Here is a 14,636-nt window from a genome sequence, read left to right as displayed (position 1 = left end):
TTCAGAAGATTTAACTGCTGTGAGCCTTGTCTGGACAATATTTCAGACAAAACCTACGACAAATGATTACTCATATTATACCCTATTTAGCTAGATTTTTCAAGGGGATTCAGTAGGTTTTTGGTAATTTTTTTCCCATTCTAACTTCTCAAAGTAACTTCCACTTGCCTGACCAAAGTGGAAATTAGTCTAAAACGGATTTTTATGGTGGAATTAAGTGTGAGACGTTTGAGTTAGAAACGAGGTCTACTATGACAAAACATAAACACCTTACCCTTTCAGACCGTAATGATATCCAATTAGGTTTAGAGCGCAGTGAAACCTTCAAAGCTATTGGACAATCCATTCTAAAAGACCCGACTACTGTTTCTAAAGAAGTCAAACGAAACAGACAAGTCCGAGAGTCTACATGCCATAACCTTCCTTGCCCTCTACTCGACAAAGCTCCCTTTGTCTGTAACGGCTGCCCTAAAAGAAGACAGAATTGTGGCTATAAGAAGATCTTCTACCTCGCTAAGCAAGCTCAAAAACAATACGAACAAACTCTTGGCGAAGCTCGTGAAGGAACTCCCCTCAATTCCAAGACCTTCTGGGACATGGACAAAGTCATTTCTGATGGGGTTAAAAAAGGACAACACATCTATCATATTCTCAAAACTCATAACCTTGATGTCAGCTCCTCAACTGTCTATCGACACATCCGAAAAGGGTACCTATCTATCGCTCCGATTGATCTTGCCAGAGCCGTTAAATTCAAAGAAAGACGAAAAAGTAAGCTACCTTCCATCCCTAAAGAAGCTAAAAAAGGCCGTTCCTATGAGGATTTCCAAAACTATTTAGCACTGAATCAACTAGACTCTTGGCTGGAAATGGACACAGTTATGGGGAGAATGGGAGGTAAAGTCCTACTCACCTTCAATCTATCTTTCTGTAACTTTATCTTCGCTAGACTTCTGGATAATAAAACTGCCCTTGAGGTTACCAAACATCTCTATGACATCAAGAACACTCTTCACCAAGCGGACAAAGATTTCTTCCAACTCTTCCCTGTCATTCTTACCGATAATGGTGGAGAGTTTGCCAGGGTTGATGACATCGAAATGGATGTGCGAGGAGAGAGTAAACTCTTCTTTTGTGACCCTAATCGCTCTGACCAGAAAGGGAGAATTGAGAAAAATCACACGCTGATTCGCGACATTCTACCTAAAGGAACTTCTTTTGACAATTTAACTCAAGAGGACATCAATCTCGTCTGCTCTCATGTCAACAGCGTCAAACGTGCTGCTTTGAATGGAAAGTCAGCTTATGAACTCTTTGCCTTTACTTATGGAGAAGAAATTCCTAAGCTTCTCGGTATTTCTAAAATACCTGCAGAAGACGTCTGTCAGTCTTCTAAATTACTCCAACATAAGTTCTAAAAACTAACCTAAAACCCTATTCAAACGTCTCACACTAACTTCCACCATAGCGGAACTTAATCTGAAACGCTTTCAGATAAGAGGATTTTGTGCGCTCTTTTTTTCGATTCATTTTGGCTACAAAAGCAATAAAATCAAGCATTAGTAAAACCAGTGGAACTTACCCTGACACGGATGTTCACTGGTTTTTACGATTTTTATCAGACTAACTTCCACTTGGATTAGCAGTAGAACTTAGTTTGGGAATTTACCATTTTTTTCCCATAGAAAACTTGGCATCACATTCGAATCACACTATGGTACAAAAAACTGAAAAAGCTATTGACTGAAAATCATTTTCAAGGTATAATAAGAAACGTTAAGGCGGTATAGCCAAGTGGTAAGGCACGGCTCTGCAAAAGCTTGATCGTCGGTTCAAATCCGTCTACCGCCTTCTATAACTTGATTTATCAGGTTTCAAATGAACAGAAAGCCCAATTTGAAGGGCTTTTTTATTTTTTCTTCTGATAAATACGGATAATTTTGAAAAACTTTTGGGGCAAAGTTCTTTCCATGACATAATTCCCTCATGAAATCAACTGAAAAAAGCTTCGTCACGTATGGTGACAAAAGCCTCTAGTTTACTCTGTTTCTTCTTCTATTTCGACTTCTGTAATTTGGATCTTTACCTTGGTAACACGTCCATTTTTCACTTTATCATTGGTTAAGATAAGTTGTTTGTTTTGGCTGACCAATTCATAGCTGAGTTTCTCAGTCGTTGGAATGGTTCCAATTCCTGTCAAATAATAACCAGCGATGGTATCAACGTCATCACTTTCCAGTTCAACATCAAAGTAATTATTGAAATCATTGAGGGTCATAGTTCCTTGAACAATGTAGGTATCCTCGCCAATCTGATGAACATCTATTGCTGCTTTGTCCGTTTCATCATCAATTTCACCAACAATTTCCTCTAAGAGGTCTTCCAAAGTCACCAAACCAGCCATACCGCCGTATTCATCTAGCAAGATTGCCATTTGTCTTTGGGTATTTCGCAATTCTTTTAGCAAGTCATCCACAAAAATAGTTTCAGGTACAAAAAGTGGATCTTGTAAGATTTTCTTCCAAACAATATTATCAAAACCGTCCACAAAACCAGCCTTAAGGAGACTCTTGGTGTGAATGATGCCAATCACATTGTCCTTATCCCCATCGTAAACTGGTATACGGGAAAAGTTTTGTTTTAAAATACTTTGGATAATGGCTTGACTATCATCCTGAATATCCACCATAAAGGCATCCGTTCGAGGAACCATAACCTCTCGCGCCATCAGTTCATCGAGCGAAAAGACACCTTGTAGCATCTCAATCTCATCAGCATCCAATGTTTCTTCACTATTTGTCAGCATATAGGCAATTTCATCACGGGTCATCTTTTCATCCGCATCATCGAATGACATAGGAGTCAAACGGCTCAAGAAATTGGTCGAAGCAGCTAAAAGCCAAACAAAAGGACTGACTAGTTTTCCGATCCCAATGATAACCGGCGCTGTACGAATGGCCAAGGCATCCTTTAGATTAAGAGCGATTCTCTTAGGATATAATTCCCCAAAAACGATGGAAATATAGGTCAAAAATGCCAAGGATAGAAAAGTTGCCACGGCTTGTGCTGTTTCGCCATTCCCAAGCCAAGAGGCAATCACACGTCCTAGAGTATCAGCTAAACTCGCCCCTGATAAGATTGTAATCAGGGTGATTCCTACCTGAATGGTTGATAAAAAGTGGTTAGGATTTTCTAGTACCTTCAGCAGGCGGATGTAGCGTCTGTCTCCTTCTTCCGCCTTTTGTTCAACTCGGGCACGATTAAGAGAAACCATGGCCATTTCTGTGGCTGAGAAAAAGGCATTTAATATCGTCAAGATAAACAATAAAACAAATTGTAGCAACAAATTCTGACTACTTGGGTCTTCCATAGTTCTTCTCCTAAAATAGTATCTTATCCTTCATTATATCACAAAATCTAGTCCAGTACATATTATTTTTTATCAGTGTCTATTCTAGTTCTACTTAAATTGTCCAGAAAAGAACTCCTATATCCACAAGTGACATAGGAGTTTATTTCATATTTTACTGAGTTACAGTTACTTCTCCAGTTCGGTAATCCAGTTGAAGTCCCTTTTGAACATTGGGAACTAGAACATTGAATTCCAATTCTCCATCCGAAGACTTGGCTTCAATCTGTGAAGCTGAAGGAACTAAATCCTCGTTTGAAGCGTAGTAAAGGGTTACACGGTAACGGACACGCTTGTTTTTATCCAAGGCTTTACGCACCTTACTTTCATAGTAGTTTTGACCAGTCGAATCCTCGGCCTGCGCCTGATTTGCCCAGGCTGTCTGAACAGCAATGTTTTTAGGATTGCTTGTCGAGGCATCAAAACCATCCAAACCACCGATTAAGGCATAGCCTAACAAGTGACCTCTATCGACTGCATGGGTATAAGAGCCCTTTAGATTCTTGACCTGATGCCAACCTGGTGGAGTCCAAGAAGTCGAACCATTCCCGGTTTCTTCACGATTCTTGTACTGGCGAGTAGCCTTAGACAAGAGGGCATTAGCTACGGTTGGCACTGTTTCCTTGCCCACTGTCTTTGTCTTATTATCAGCGTAGGGCTTACTTGAAACCTTGGCATTTAGGTTTGTTTTATTACCATTGACGATAAAAGCACCAGCCCCGTTCCACTCCAGACTCCCTTTTATTTGGCTTTTGACTGCGTCTGTTAAGACACTTTCCGCCAATTCTTGACCAGGCGCGTCTGGTGATTGACTTTTCTGACTCATTTTTGTCTTAGCAGCCTGATTTCCTAGTTCAGTCTGCTTAATATAGTAGCTCCCCGCAGATAAGAGCAATAACACTAGCAAACCAATCAGTGTCTGTCTTGTTTTTTTGTTCATATTTCTCCTTATCTTTAGAAAAAGGCTGGTCTCCCAGCCTAATTTCCTGTAAATTTATGAATCAATTCCTGCCATTTTGCTGGAGACAGGATAGCCCACGGATCTTGACCCTTGCCCAAGATTCCATAACCGACCATTAAACCGATTCCTAGGGCTAGAACGCCTAAAATCAGTACTATGATGACTAAAAGTAAACGCTTGACTACGTAGCTTGATTTCTTATTCATCTTCATCACTTGCCTCAATCCGCTGAATCTTAGCACCTAACTGCGCCAATTTCTCATGGAAACGGTAGTAGCCTCTATCCAAGTGAACCAATTTACCAACTACAGTTTCTCCCTGTGCTACCAAACCTGTCAAAATCAAGGCTGCACTGGCACGAAGGTCAGTAGAAAGAACTTCCGCTCCCTGCAAAGGTTGCCCACCAACAATACGAGCTGTATCACGGATAATCTCCGAGTGTAAGCCCATACGACGCATTTCTTCTAGGTGTTGGAAACGATTTTCGAAAACTGTCTCCACCATGGTTGATTCGCCTTTTGCAACTGTCATCAAGGCTGTAAATTGAGCCTGCATATCTGTTGGAAATCCTGGGTGGGGCAAGGTTTTCACATGGACAGCTTTTAGATTTTCTAGTTGAGAGCGAACGCGAATTCCTTCAGTCTCCTCCGTCACTTCCACTCCCATTTCAAGCAATTTGGCAATCAAGGGACGGTTGTGCTCCCAAACAGCGTCTTTAATCAAGACATCACCACCAGTCATGGCAGCAGCTACCATAAAGGTTCCTGCTTCGATACGGTCTTGGACTACATTGTGAGTCGTACCATGAAGTTTCTCAACACCAGTAATGGTAATGGTCTCTGTACCAGCACCCTTAACCTTGGCTCCCATTTCATTGAGGAGAATGGCTAGGTCCACAATCTCAGGCTCACGCGCAGCATTTTCAATCACTGTCACCCCATCAGCTAGAGTTGCAGCCATCATCAAGTTCTGCGTAGCACCAACACTTGGAAAGTCCATATAGATATGGGCACCGTGTAAGCGATCAGCCTTGGCTTCGATGTAACCAGCTGTCTGGCTAATCTTAGCCCCCATAGCTTCCAGACCTTTCAAATGAAGATCAATAGGACGGCTACCAATCGTACAACCACCTGGCATGGATACCTTAGCATGACCTACACGGGCAAGAATTGGTCCCAAGACAACGATGGAGGCGCGCATCTTGCTGACATACTTATAAGGGGCTTCCTCAGTGATGTCGCCAGTAGCATCCACCTCGACAAGATGAGCCTCCTCATCAAAGTCAACCTTGGCATTCAAACCACCAACCACCTGATTCATAATAAAGACATCCGACAAGATCGGTACATTCTGTAAGACTGTCTTTCCTTCACTTGCTAGAATAGTCGCTGCCAACAAGGGCAAGACTGCATTCTTTGCTCCGTCGATAGTAACACTTCCTACCAGACGATTATCGCCACCTTGAACCACAATTTTGTCCATACTCGTTTCCTTTACTCTTGATTTTATAATAATCCTCTAAGCGCTTCTTGCCACAACTGATACAGGCTGATAAAGAAAGAACTCAGGATGTAGCCCATGACAATGCTAAAAAAGGCTACTAATAAACGAACTTTTCCTGTATTCTCAGTTGTCACTTTTAAAACCTTTTCCCATCTAACAAGATTCTTTAAAAGGTAAAAACTCACATAAATAAAGAGCATGTGACTGCTTAGAGTGAATAATAATTGAACCATTTGACTATTATACCATCTTCTCTGTTTGTGCGCTAGTTTGGAAACTTCACTTAAAAACTAGGGATTGTTTTTCAAGTAATCAATTGCATCTTGTAAGGTTTTAACTGGCACGATTTTCATATCTGTCTTGATTGTTTTAGCTGCTTCTAGGGCTGTTTGGTAGTTGTTTTTCGCATTCGGATGCGCTTTTTGTTCTTCTTCGCTAACAGGGTTATCAGGGGCAAAGAAAATAGCAGCACCTGCCCTAGCCGAAGCTACAACCTTTTTATCAATACCTCCAATGTCCCCCACATTCCCATCACGGTCAATGGTTCCTGTACCGGCAACAATACGACCATTACGAAGACCTGGGTGAGCTATTTGAGTATAGATAGCTAGACTAAACATGAGACCAGCACTTGGGCCGCCAATACCAGCTGTTGAAAAGCTAATTGGGATATTGCTGATTACCTCTGTACGATCAATCAAGCCGATTCCAATCCCATTTTTGCCATTTTCCAAGCTGATAATCTTTCCTTCTGCAGACTTGGTTTGCCCATCCTCTTCATAGGTCACTTTAACTGAGTCTCCTAATTGTTGAGAACTGACGTAATCAATCAAGTCTTTGGAACTATCAAAGGTCTGATCATTGACTGCTGTGACCGTATCAGAGATATTGAGAATCCCTTTAAAGGTTGAATTATCCGTCACATTCAAGACATAAACCCCAAAGTACTTGAGTTCGATATCCTTACCAGCTGTTTTTAGTCCTTGATACTTGGCCATATTTTGCGATGTCTGCATGTAGAATTGATTAATTCGCATAAATTCAACATCGGAAGAACCACCTGTAGTCTCCTGGGCACTCCGAATATCTGTAAAAGGCGTCAACCAAGCATAAACCATATGAGCTAAAGTTGCGTGTTGGACACCAACTGTAACGAATTGATAGGCACCAGCTTCCTTATCTTCTGTGTCATTGACTTTAAGGACTTGGCGAATATCTTCTGAACCACCTGGAACCTCTATATAGTAGGGCAAGGGCACTACAAATGCCAAGAAAGTCACAATCAAGGCCGCAATGACGTATAAGGGCCATCTAATCTTTTTTTTCATTTCTTATTTCCTCCAAAATACTCTCAGGAACATAGCAGGTAATATCCTGACCAAACTTCAAAAGCTCTCTAACGCCTGATGAACTGATATAGAGATGTTCAGGTCGGCTATGTAAATAAATAGTCTCTATATCAGGAGACAGCTGATGATTGTAGTAATCAAAACTAGCTTCATATTGCAAATCCGCTGCATTTCTCAAACCCCGCACTAGGAAAGTAGCCCCCAGTCTTTTTGCGACATCGATCACCAATTTATCATGAGAAGACACGACTTCAACATTTCCCAAATGTTCCAAAGCCTTTTCTAGTCCCCGTTTACGATTTTCAAGAGGGAGAAATCCTTGTTTGTGGGGATTAAAAAAAATACCGACATAGAGCTTATCAAAAAGTCTGCTAGCTCGTTCAATCATATCCAGATGCCCATTTGTCATCGGATCAAATGAGCCTGTGAATAAGCCAATCTTATCTGACATAGACCGTCACCTTACTAATTCCATAAATTTTTTCCTTCCAGATGCCCAGGCAGGCAATTTCTTCTGGAAGCTCAACGGCCTTATCCGTCTCACACACGACCATGACATCTTCAGAAAAAAGCTCTCTCTCAGCCATTTTTTCAATATCTGCTACGATTTGTTCCTTGGCATAAGGAGGGTCTAAGAAAATGAGGTCGAATTCCCCAGATACCTGCTCCAATGCCCTTTCTGCATCCATCTTGAGAAGTTGAAATTTTCCAACATCCTTGGTCATCTGGATATTTTCAGCCACGATAGCCTGAGCCTTACGGTCTCGTTCCACCAAAACAGCACTGGACATGCCACGCGATACTGCCTCGATAGATAAACCACCACTACCTGCATAAAGGTCCAAGACGCGTCCCCCTTCAAAGTAGGGACCAATCATGTTAAAAATAGCTCCCCTAACCTTATCTGAAGTAGGTCTTGTCGTCTTTCCTTCTAGTGTCTTGAGGGGACGTCCCCCATAGATTCCTGATACGATTTTCATACCGTTTATTATACCAAATTATAGGCAAAAAGAGAAAGAAAACCGAACCTTACGGTTCGATTCTCTACAAAATATTTTCGTAAGTATCGCGGACTTCTTGAGGCCAAACACTTGTTTGCACCTCTCCGATGTGTTTCTTGCGAAGTAAGAACATGGCCATACGAGATTGTCCAATTCCTCCACCGATTGTCAATGGGAATAAGCCATTCAACAGAGCCTTGTGCCATTCCAATTCCAAGCGGTCTTCATCACCTGTGATGGCAACCTGACGGCGAAGCGTTTCTTCATCTACACGAATCCCCATAGAAGACAATTCAAAGGCTCCACCTAGAGACTCATTCCAAACAAGAATATCACCATTTAGACCCTTGTAGCCATTTTCAGATTCGCTTGTCCAGTCATCGTAGTCTGGTGCACGTCCATCGTGCGGTTTGCCGTCCGGCAATTCCCCACCGATACCAATCAAGAAGACAGCTCCAAATTCTTTACAGATAGCATTTTCACGCTCTTTCGGTGTCAAGTCTGGGTAGCGTTCTACCAACTCTTCTGTGTGGATAAAGGTGATTTGTTTTGGCAAGATAGATTCGATGTCATAGCGGGCTTCAACAGCTAGCTCTGTCAGGCGAATAGCCTTGTAAATCTTCTCAACTGTTTCTTTTAGATAAGCGATATTGCGTTTACCATTTGGGATAACCTTCTCCCAGTCCCACTGGTCAACATAAACAGAGTGGGTCGCATCCAGCGAATCTTCGTCTGGACGAAGGGCCTTCATGTGGACGAAAAGACCTTCACCTTCACCGAAACCAAAACGAGCCAAAGTGTGGCGTTTCCATTTGGCAAGGGAGTGCACCACTTCATAAGTAGCATCAGGGATTTGGAGAACCTTAACCGATACGGCATTCTCAACACCTGATAAGTTGTCCTGCATCCCGTCGCCAACCCTACTCAAGATAGGACCTTGAACTTCGACAACTTCTAGCTTATCTTTCAAATACTGGGTAAAAGTGTTTTTGACAAAGGAAATTTCTTCTTGTTGATGGATAAAACTTTTCTTCATAAACTACTCCTCAAAAATTAGTTAAAAGCATTATACACCTATTTCCAAGAAAAGAAAAGAGAAAATTTAAAAAAATCAGTGTCACTCAAAACACTGATTTCATAGACCCTTTAGTCATTACGACCGAAGATACGTAAAATACTTAGGAAGAGATTGATAAAATCAAGATAGATACTGAGAGCCATTGACACAACCCAACCTGTCGCTACACGACCTTGTGATTGCTCATAAGCAAGGCGAATCTTTTGATTATCCCAAGCAATCAACCCTGAGAAAACCAAAACCATAGCTACGCTGATCATATAATCAAAGAAACCACTAGCCAAGAAAATATTGACTACCATAGCAATCAGCAAACCAATGAGAGCTGCCATCATTGCTCGACCAAGCCCACTCAAATCTTTCTTGGTGAAGATACCAACTGCCGCCATGACAAAGAAGAGAAGGGCGCTTGATACAAAGGCAGATAAAACTGTACCTGGAGTATAGAAAGCCACCACAAAACTAAGGGTAAAGCCGTTTAAAACGGAGTAAAGTAAAAATACTGGAAGAGCCGCTGGACTATTTCTTGAAGCCATGCTACTGGCAACGAAAACCAAGGCCAACTCCGCAAAAGTAGCAATGGTCAACCAGAGACGCCCTTGCATCAAAAAGTAAACCAACTGAGACTGAAAGACCGTCAACATGAGACCAGATACCAAAGCAGATAGTCCGATTCCCAGACCAACAAAGGCATAAACCTTAGCGTAAAATTGATTGAGACCTGCACGGTCATGTATAATAGTGTGATTCATCCTTTTCTCCTTTTCTATGAACATCTTTCCTTGATTATAACAAAAAAAGTTAAAATTAGCTTAAATGGAAGATTAAAATACCGGCCGCAACGGCAACATTCAAACTCTCTGCCTGCCCCTTCATACTAATGTGGACCAACTGGTCTGCACTTTCAGCCATAAGGGGACTAATTCCTTGACCTTCATTTCCCATAACTAGTACAAAATTTTCTATAGAAGGCAGTTCTCTGTAATCAACAGAATCTTTAGATAGGGTTGTGGCTAGCACTGGGATAGCTGCCTCTTTTGCTTCCTCGAGAAGCCTTTGACTAGACATCCGGTAAATAGGCAAATGAAAATGACTGCCTTGCATAGAACGTAAGGTCTTGAGACTGTAGATGTCTGCTGACTTATCTGAAACAATCACTCCAGTAAAACCTGCTGCATCCGCAGTCCGAATGATAGTTCCCACATTACCAGGATCTTGCACATCTTCCAAAAACAAGAACTTGCCCTGACTAAAATCAACTTGTCCTACTTCTTCTTTTTGAACCACCGCAACAATGCCCTGTGGAGTCTGAGAATCCGCCAAATCTAGCAAAATATCCTCTGAAACCCAGACAGTTTGCGGAAAAGTAGCTAACTGATTTCGGTAACTTTCTAGGGCAAAGATTTTCTCAATCGTCACTCCAGCTTGGACAGCTTCTTCAAACAAGTGCCAGCCTTCAATCAAATAAGCAGACTTGCGGTATTTTTTTTGGTGTAATTTCTTGGCATTTTTTACCACAGAATTGGCTTTTGAGGTTATAATAGTCATAGAAATATTATAACACAATCAAAGGGGTTTGGTATGCAAAAGGTTAGAATGATTGCCCAAGGTAGGGTGCAGGGAGTCGGCTTTCGTTGGGGTGTTTACAGCTTGGCACTTGAAATTGGTGGTATCACAGGTCGGGTATGGAATAACGACGATGGCACAGTGGAAATCTTAGCCCAAGCAGACTCATCTGCTATCATGGCAAAATTTATCCAAGAAATCCGCAAAGGACCAACACCTTTTTCAAAAGTCAGCTACTTAGATGTCAAACTGAGCAACTTTCCTCCCTACTCTGACTTTAAAATCGCAAATTAGGTCTCCAGAACTATTGTATATTTTGTAAAAAAACAGTAGAATAGAAAGGTATAATTTTTAAAGAAGGAATAAAAACAGTGAAATCTATTAAACGTTTTGCACTCTCGGCTATGGGAGTGGCTATGTTGCTAGTCTTAACTGGCTGTGTCAATGTCGATAAAACCACAGGCCAGCCAACAGGAGTCATTTGGAATACTTTCGGAGCGCCTATGGCTGAAGCTATCAAGTACTTCGCCAATGATAAAGGTCTAGGCTTTGGTGTCGCTATCATTATCGTAACCATTATCGTGCGCTTGATTATCTTGCCACTTGGTATCTACCAATCATGGAAGGCAACGCTTCACTCTGAAAAGATGAACGCCCTCAAGCACGTCCTTGAGCCACACCAAACGCGTCTCAAGGAAGCAACTACTCAAGAAGAAAAACTCGAAGCCCAACAAGCTCTCTTTGCTGCTCAAAAAGAGCATGGCATCAGTATGTTTGGTGGTGTAGGATGTTTCCCTCTCCTCCTTCAAATGCCTTTCTTCTCCGCTATCTACTTTACTGCCCAACATACTGAAGGTGTTGCTCAAGCAAGCTACCTAGGCATCCCTCTAGGCTCTCCAAGTATGATTTTGGCTGCCTGCGCTGGTGTCCTTTACTATCTTCAATCACTCCTTTCACTTCACGGAGTAGAGGATCAAACGCAAAGAGATCAAATCAAGAAAATGGCTTACGTGAGCCCAGTCATGATTGCCGGCTTCTCCCTCATCTCACCAGCTAGTGTCACACTTTATTGGGTTGTCGGTGGTTTCATGATGATTCTCCAACAGTTTATCGTCAACTATATCGTTCGTCCAAAACTTCGCAAAAAAGTCCGTGAAGAACTGGCAAAGAACCCACCAAAAGCAAATGCTTTCTCTACACCAAGTGGACGAAAAGACGTTACCCCTGAACAACCAACTGCTATCACAAGCAAGAAAAAACACAAAAATCGCAACGCTGGAAAACAACGTTCGAGATAAGAAGAAAAAGGCTTAGCTGATTTGCTAAGTCTTTTTGCAAGTCATACTCTTCAAAAATCTCTTCAAACCACGTCAGCTTCGCCTTGCCGTATGTATGGTTACTGACTTCGTCAGTTCTATTCACAACCTCAAAACAGTGCTTTGAGCTAACTTCGTCAGTTCTATCCACAACCTCAAAACCATGTTTTGAGCAGCCTACGGCTAGCTTCCTAGTTTGCTCTTTGATTTTCATTGAGTATCAAAAGCCCGATGTTTCCATCAGGCTTCTTTTTTATCCATGTACACGTTTCATATAATCTTGATAACTTTCGGTATCCATGAGTTGTTTAGCATTCTTGACGCGGTCTGCTGTTGGTGGTTTGACTCCTTCGAGGGAATATGGAATTCCCAATTCACGCCATTTAAACTCACCCATGGTATGATATGGTAGAATTTCAAACTTATCCACATTTTTGAGGGTCTTGACGAACTTACCAAGTTCAATCAAGTCATCATCTCTGTCTGTCAATCCTGGAACTAGCACATGGCGAATCCAGACAGGTTTTCCAATATCTGATAGATACTGGGCACAAGCCAGGATGTTTTTATTGGTTTGGCTAGTTACAATCTTGTGCTGTTCTTCGTTGATTTCCTTGATATCCAAGAGGACCAAGTCAGTGACAGCCATGAGTTTATCAAACTTCTCAAGGTAACGTGGTTTATTACGGAAAGGAAGGGCACAGGTGTCCAAGGTACAGTGGATTCCTTGTTCCTTGGCCTTGGTAAAGAGGGCAATCAGGAAATCAATCTGCAAGAGGGCTTCTCCTCCACTGACTGTAATCCCACCCTTATTTCCCCAGAAACCGCGGTAGCGCAAGGCTTCTGTCAAGACATCATCTACCGTCCGTTCACGTGACTTATTGGACTCCATAGCCCAAGTGTCAGGGTTGTGGCAATACTGGCAACGCATGTGACAGCCCTGCAAAAAGACAATAAAGCGAATACCAGGCCCATCTACTGACCCAAAGCTTTCTGTCGAATGCACCATTCCTGTCACTTGTCCATAATCAATTGTTTCTTCAGACATATCGTTACCTTCCTTGAAAACGTTTTATAGTTTTATTATATCACGACTTGAAGGAAAAACAAGGTTTTTGCCTATTTTTTAGAAAGCAATCTGTTTTTCAATTTCATTTTCAATTACTTATCATTTTATTCTTCAAAATCAAAGCCATACAAGGTTGCAAAATAGTCCTCAGGGCGCTCTGCACGGCGGATTTGACGGGCTTTTCCTTCTTCGGTATAGAGGATTTCCGCAGAACGAAGTTTGGCATTGTACTGGTAGCCCATTGAAAAACCGTGGGCACCTGTATCATGAATTACCAGCAAATCACCGATTTCTGTATGAGGCAGTTCGCGATTCACTGCAAATTTATCATTGTTTTCACAGAGTGAGCCGACCACATCTACCACTTCAGCTGGTCCATCTGGATGGGTCACGTTAGTAATATGGTGGTAGGCTCCGTACATAGCTGGACGCATGAGGTTGACTGCTGATGCATCCACACCTAGATAGGTACGGTAAGTTTTCTTCTTATGAGTGACTCTTGTGACCAAAGCACCGTGAGGTGCCAACATAAAACGACCCAATTCGGTGAAAATCTTGACCTGACCAAGACCTGCTGGCGTAAGAACTTCTTCATAAACCTTACGAACCCCCTCACCAATCAAGGCAATATCATTTGGCTCCTGATCAGGACGATAATTGACACCAATACCGCCAGAAAGATTGATAAAGTCTAGCGAAATGCCCAACTTTTCCTTGATTTCAACAGCCAATTCAAAGAGCTGACGCGCCAACTCTGGATAATAGAGATGAGTCACAGTATTAGATGCTAGAAAGGAGTGAATCCCAAAAGTCTTAGCTCCTTTTTCCTCCAAGATGGCAAAAGCTTCAAAGAGCTGGTCCTTGGTCATGCCAAACTTGGCTTCTCCAGGATTGTCCATGATGTCTGTTCCCAGTTCAAAAACGCCTCCGGGATTGTAACGACAAGAGATGATTTCTGGAATACCTGCTGCACGCTCCAGATGTTCAATATCTTCAAATGCATCCAAGTTAATGGTCGCACCCAATTCACGCGCATAGGCATATTCCTTATCTGGCGTATTGTTTGAAGAGAACATGATCTCAGAACCTGGAAAATCCAGTTTATGGCTCATCAAAAGCTCCACATAACTAGAGCAGTCCACTCCACAACCTTCCTCTTGAAGAATTTTTAAAATAGCTGGGGTTGGAGTAGCCTTAACTGCAAAATATTCCTTAAAGCCCTTGTTCCACGAAAAGGCTTGGTTGACGGCTCTTGCCTTCTCACGAATTCCCTTCTCATCATACAAGTGAAAGGGAGTTGGGAACTCGGAAACAATCGCTTCTAACTGTTCTCTATTGATAAATGGTGTTTTCATATACTTCCTTCTATTCTATTTGCAAAGAA

At 42.0% G+C, this 14,636-nt stretch carries 18 protein-coding genes and 1 tRNA gene; 4 read left to right on the top strand and 15 right to left on the bottom strand.

The window, feature by feature from the left end:
- Window positions 1-251: 251 nt before the first annotated feature.
- Window positions 252-1,418: an IS30 family transposase gene (locus tag AC6I9F_RS01600; protein ID WP_000160552.1), complete on the top strand. Its 1,167-nt coding sequence runs from the start codon at window positions 252-254 to the stop codon at window positions 1,416-1,418.
- 362 nt (window positions 1,419-1,780) lie between these two features.
- Window positions 1,781-1,851, top strand: a tRNA-Cys gene (locus AC6I9F_RS01595).
- Here the strand turns inward: AC6I9F_RS01595 and AC6I9F_RS01590 are convergent.
- From AC6I9F_RS01590 to AC6I9F_RS01535, 12 genes are all read right to left on the bottom strand, one after another.
- Window positions 1,843-1,977 carry a hypothetical protein gene (locus tag AC6I9F_RS01590; protein WP_259390846.1) on the bottom strand — a complete coding sequence of 45 codons (135 nt, stop codon included), beginning with the start codon at window positions 1,975-1,977 and terminating at the stop codon, window positions 1,843-1,845. The two genes, AC6I9F_RS01595 and AC6I9F_RS01590, sit on opposite strands and share 9 nt — an antisense overlap.
- Window positions 1,978-2,038: 61 nt before the next feature.
- Window positions 2,039-3,370, bottom strand: coding sequence for a hemolysin family protein (locus tag AC6I9F_RS01585; RefSeq protein ID WP_498022336.1), 1,332 nt, complete (start codon window positions 3,368-3,370; stop codon window positions 2,039-2,041).
- A 154-nt stretch (window positions 3,371-3,524) separates the two neighbouring features.
- Complete coding sequence (locus tag AC6I9F_RS01580; protein ID WP_112445122.1) at window positions 3,525-4,349, bottom strand: DNA/RNA non-specific endonuclease; 825 nt, start codon at window positions 4,347-4,349, stop codon at window positions 3,525-3,527.
- A gap of 38 nt (window positions 4,350-4,387) precedes the next feature.
- Window positions 4,388-4,576: a DNA-directed RNA polymerase subunit beta gene (locus tag AC6I9F_RS01575; protein WP_025169706.1), complete on the bottom strand. Its 189-nt coding sequence runs from the start codon at window positions 4,574-4,576 to the stop codon at window positions 4,388-4,390.
- The gene (gene murA, locus AC6I9F_RS01570; protein ID WP_112445124.1) at window positions 4,569-5,852 is read right to left on the bottom strand and encodes a UDP-N-acetylglucosamine 1-carboxyvinyltransferase; all 1,284 of its coding nucleotides are present in this window, start codon (window positions 5,850-5,852) and stop codon (window positions 4,569-4,571) included. Before murA ends, AC6I9F_RS01575 begins: the two co-directional genes overlap by 8 nt.
- 23 nt (window positions 5,853-5,875) lie before the next feature.
- The gene (locus tag AC6I9F_RS01565; protein ID WP_498022333.1) at window positions 5,876-6,106 is read right to left on the bottom strand and encodes a DUF1146 family protein; all 231 of its coding nucleotides are present in this window, start codon (window positions 6,104-6,106) and stop codon (window positions 5,876-5,878) included.
- Between the two features lie 57 nt (window positions 6,107-6,163).
- Window positions 6,164-7,201: a SepM family pheromone-processing serine protease gene (locus AC6I9F_RS01560; RefSeq protein WP_262081341.1), complete on the bottom strand. Its 1,038-nt coding sequence runs from the start codon at window positions 7,199-7,201 to the stop codon at window positions 6,164-6,166.
- Window positions 7,185-7,673 (bottom strand): pantetheine-phosphate adenylyltransferase, encoded by a 489-nt coding sequence (gene coaD, locus AC6I9F_RS01555; RefSeq protein WP_262081342.1) that lies wholly within the window; start codon window positions 7,671-7,673, stop codon window positions 7,185-7,187. Before coaD ends, AC6I9F_RS01560 begins: the two co-directional genes overlap by 17 nt.
- Window positions 7,663-8,202 carry a 16S rRNA (guanine(966)-N(2))-methyltransferase RsmD gene (gene rsmD / locus AC6I9F_RS01550; protein ID WP_262081343.1) on the bottom strand — a complete coding sequence of 180 codons (540 nt, stop codon included), beginning with the start codon at window positions 8,200-8,202 and terminating at the stop codon, window positions 7,663-7,665. Before rsmD ends, coaD begins: the two co-directional genes overlap by 11 nt.
- A 64-nt stretch (window positions 8,203-8,266) precedes the next feature.
- Window positions 8,267-9,259 carry an aspartate--ammonia ligase gene (gene asnA, locus AC6I9F_RS01545; protein ID WP_000748003.1) on the bottom strand — a complete coding sequence of 331 codons (993 nt, stop codon included), beginning with the start codon at window positions 9,257-9,259 and terminating at the stop codon, window positions 8,267-8,269.
- A gap of 110 nt (window positions 9,260-9,369) precedes the next feature.
- Window positions 9,370-10,053, bottom strand: a complete 684-nt coding sequence (locus AC6I9F_RS01540) for a Bax inhibitor-1/YccA family protein (protein ID WP_001016914.1) — start codon at window positions 10,051-10,053, stop codon at window positions 9,370-9,372.
- Window positions 10,054-10,108: 55 nt separating this feature from the next.
- Window positions 10,109-10,849, bottom strand: coding sequence for a TrmH family RNA methyltransferase (locus tag AC6I9F_RS01535; RefSeq protein WP_173283474.1), 741 nt, complete (start codon window positions 10,847-10,849; stop codon window positions 10,109-10,111).
- Between the two features lie 33 nt (window positions 10,850-10,882).
- Here AC6I9F_RS01535 and AC6I9F_RS01530 point away from each other — a divergent pair, with 33 nt between their 5' ends.
- Window positions 10,883-11,161 carry an acylphosphatase gene (locus AC6I9F_RS01530; RefSeq protein WP_001174613.1) on the top strand — a complete coding sequence of 93 codons (279 nt, stop codon included), beginning with the start codon at window positions 10,883-10,885 and terminating at the stop codon, window positions 11,159-11,161.
- Window positions 11,162-11,238: 77 nt separating this feature from the next.
- Window positions 11,239-12,165, top strand: a complete 927-nt coding sequence (gene yidC / locus AC6I9F_RS01525; RefSeq protein ID WP_173283475.1) for a membrane protein insertase YidC — start codon at window positions 11,239-11,241, stop codon at window positions 12,163-12,165.
- Here the strand turns inward: yidC and AC6I9F_RS01520 are convergent.
- From AC6I9F_RS01520 to AC6I9F_RS01510, 3 genes are all read right to left on the bottom strand, one after another.
- Window positions 12,110-12,397 (bottom strand): hypothetical protein, encoded by a 288-nt coding sequence (locus AC6I9F_RS01520; protein ID WP_498022321.1) that lies wholly within the window; start codon window positions 12,395-12,397, stop codon window positions 12,110-12,112. The genes yidC and AC6I9F_RS01520 overlap by 56 nt on opposite strands.
- Before the next feature lie 39 nt (window positions 12,398-12,436).
- Window positions 12,437-13,231, bottom strand: a complete 795-nt coding sequence (gene pflA, locus AC6I9F_RS01515; protein ID WP_001288289.1) for a pyruvate formate-lyase-activating protein — start codon at window positions 13,229-13,231, stop codon at window positions 12,437-12,439.
- Window positions 13,232-13,356: 125 nt separating this feature from the next.
- A complete protein-coding gene (locus tag AC6I9F_RS01510) occupies window positions 13,357-14,607 on the bottom strand; it encodes a diaminopimelate decarboxylase (protein ID WP_498022318.1) in 1,251 nt (416 codons plus the stop codon).
- Between the last annotated feature and the right edge of the window lie 29 nt (window positions 14,608-14,636).

The organism is Streptococcus nakanonensis, from assembly GCF_059738785.1.
The sequence above is the reverse complement of the archived record's forward strand: the minus strand, read 5'-3'. Positions and strand labels throughout refer to the sequence as shown.

Coding starts and splice junctions, on each gene's coding strand:
- AC6I9F_RS01600 (WP_000160552.1), top strand. CDS start 252: ATGACAAAACATAAACACCTTACCCTTTCAGACCGTAATGATATCCAA.
- AC6I9F_RS01590 (WP_259390846.1), bottom strand. CDS start 1,977: ATGTCATGGAAAGAACTTTGCCCCAAAAGTTTTTCAAAATTATCCGTA.
- AC6I9F_RS01585 (WP_498022336.1), bottom strand. CDS start 3,370: ATGGAAGACCCAAGTAGTCAGAATTTGTTGCTACAATTTGTTTTATTG.
- AC6I9F_RS01580 (WP_112445122.1), bottom strand. CDS start 4,349: ATGAACAAAAAAACAAGACAGACACTGATTGGTTTGCTAGTGTTATTG.
- AC6I9F_RS01575 (WP_025169706.1), bottom strand. CDS start 4,576: ATGAATAAGAAATCAAGCTACGTAGTCAAGCGTTTACTTTTAGTCATC.
- murA (WP_112445124.1), bottom strand. CDS start 5,852: ATGGACAAAATTGTGGTTCAAGGTGGCGATAATCGTCTGGTAGGAAGT.
- AC6I9F_RS01565 (WP_498022333.1), bottom strand. CDS start 6,106: ATGGTTCAATTATTATTCACTCTAAGCAGTCACATGCTCTTTATTTAT.
- AC6I9F_RS01560 (WP_262081341.1), bottom strand. CDS start 7,201: ATGAAAAAAAAGATTAGATGGCCCTTATACGTCATTGCGGCCTTGATT.
- coaD (WP_262081342.1), bottom strand. CDS start 7,673: ATGTCAGATAAGATTGGCTTATTCACAGGCTCATTTGATCCGATGACA.
- rsmD (WP_262081343.1), bottom strand. CDS start 8,202: ATGAAAATCGTATCAGGAATCTATGGGGGACGTCCCCTCAAGACACTA.
- asnA (WP_000748003.1), bottom strand. CDS start 9,259: ATGAAGAAAAGTTTTATCCATCAACAAGAAGAAATTTCCTTTGTCAAA.
- AC6I9F_RS01540 (WP_001016914.1), bottom strand. CDS start 10,053: ATGAATCACACTATTATACATGACCGTGCAGGTCTCAATCAATTTTAC.
- AC6I9F_RS01535 (WP_173283474.1), bottom strand. CDS start 10,849: ATGACTATTATAACCTCAAAAGCCAATTCTGTGGTAAAAAATGCCAAG.
- AC6I9F_RS01530 (WP_001174613.1), top strand. CDS start 10,883: ATGCAAAAGGTTAGAATGATTGCCCAAGGTAGGGTGCAGGGAGTCGGC.
- AC6I9F_RS01520 (WP_498022321.1), bottom strand. CDS start 12,397: ATGAAAATCAAAGAGCAAACTAGGAAGCTAGCCGTAGGCTGCTCAAAA.
- pflA (WP_001288289.1), bottom strand. CDS start 13,231: ATGTCTGAAGAAACAATTGATTATGGACAAGTGACAGGAATGGTGCAT.
- AC6I9F_RS01510 (WP_498022318.1), bottom strand. CDS start 14,607: ATGAAAACACCATTTATCAATAGAGAACAGTTAGAAGCGATTGTTTCC.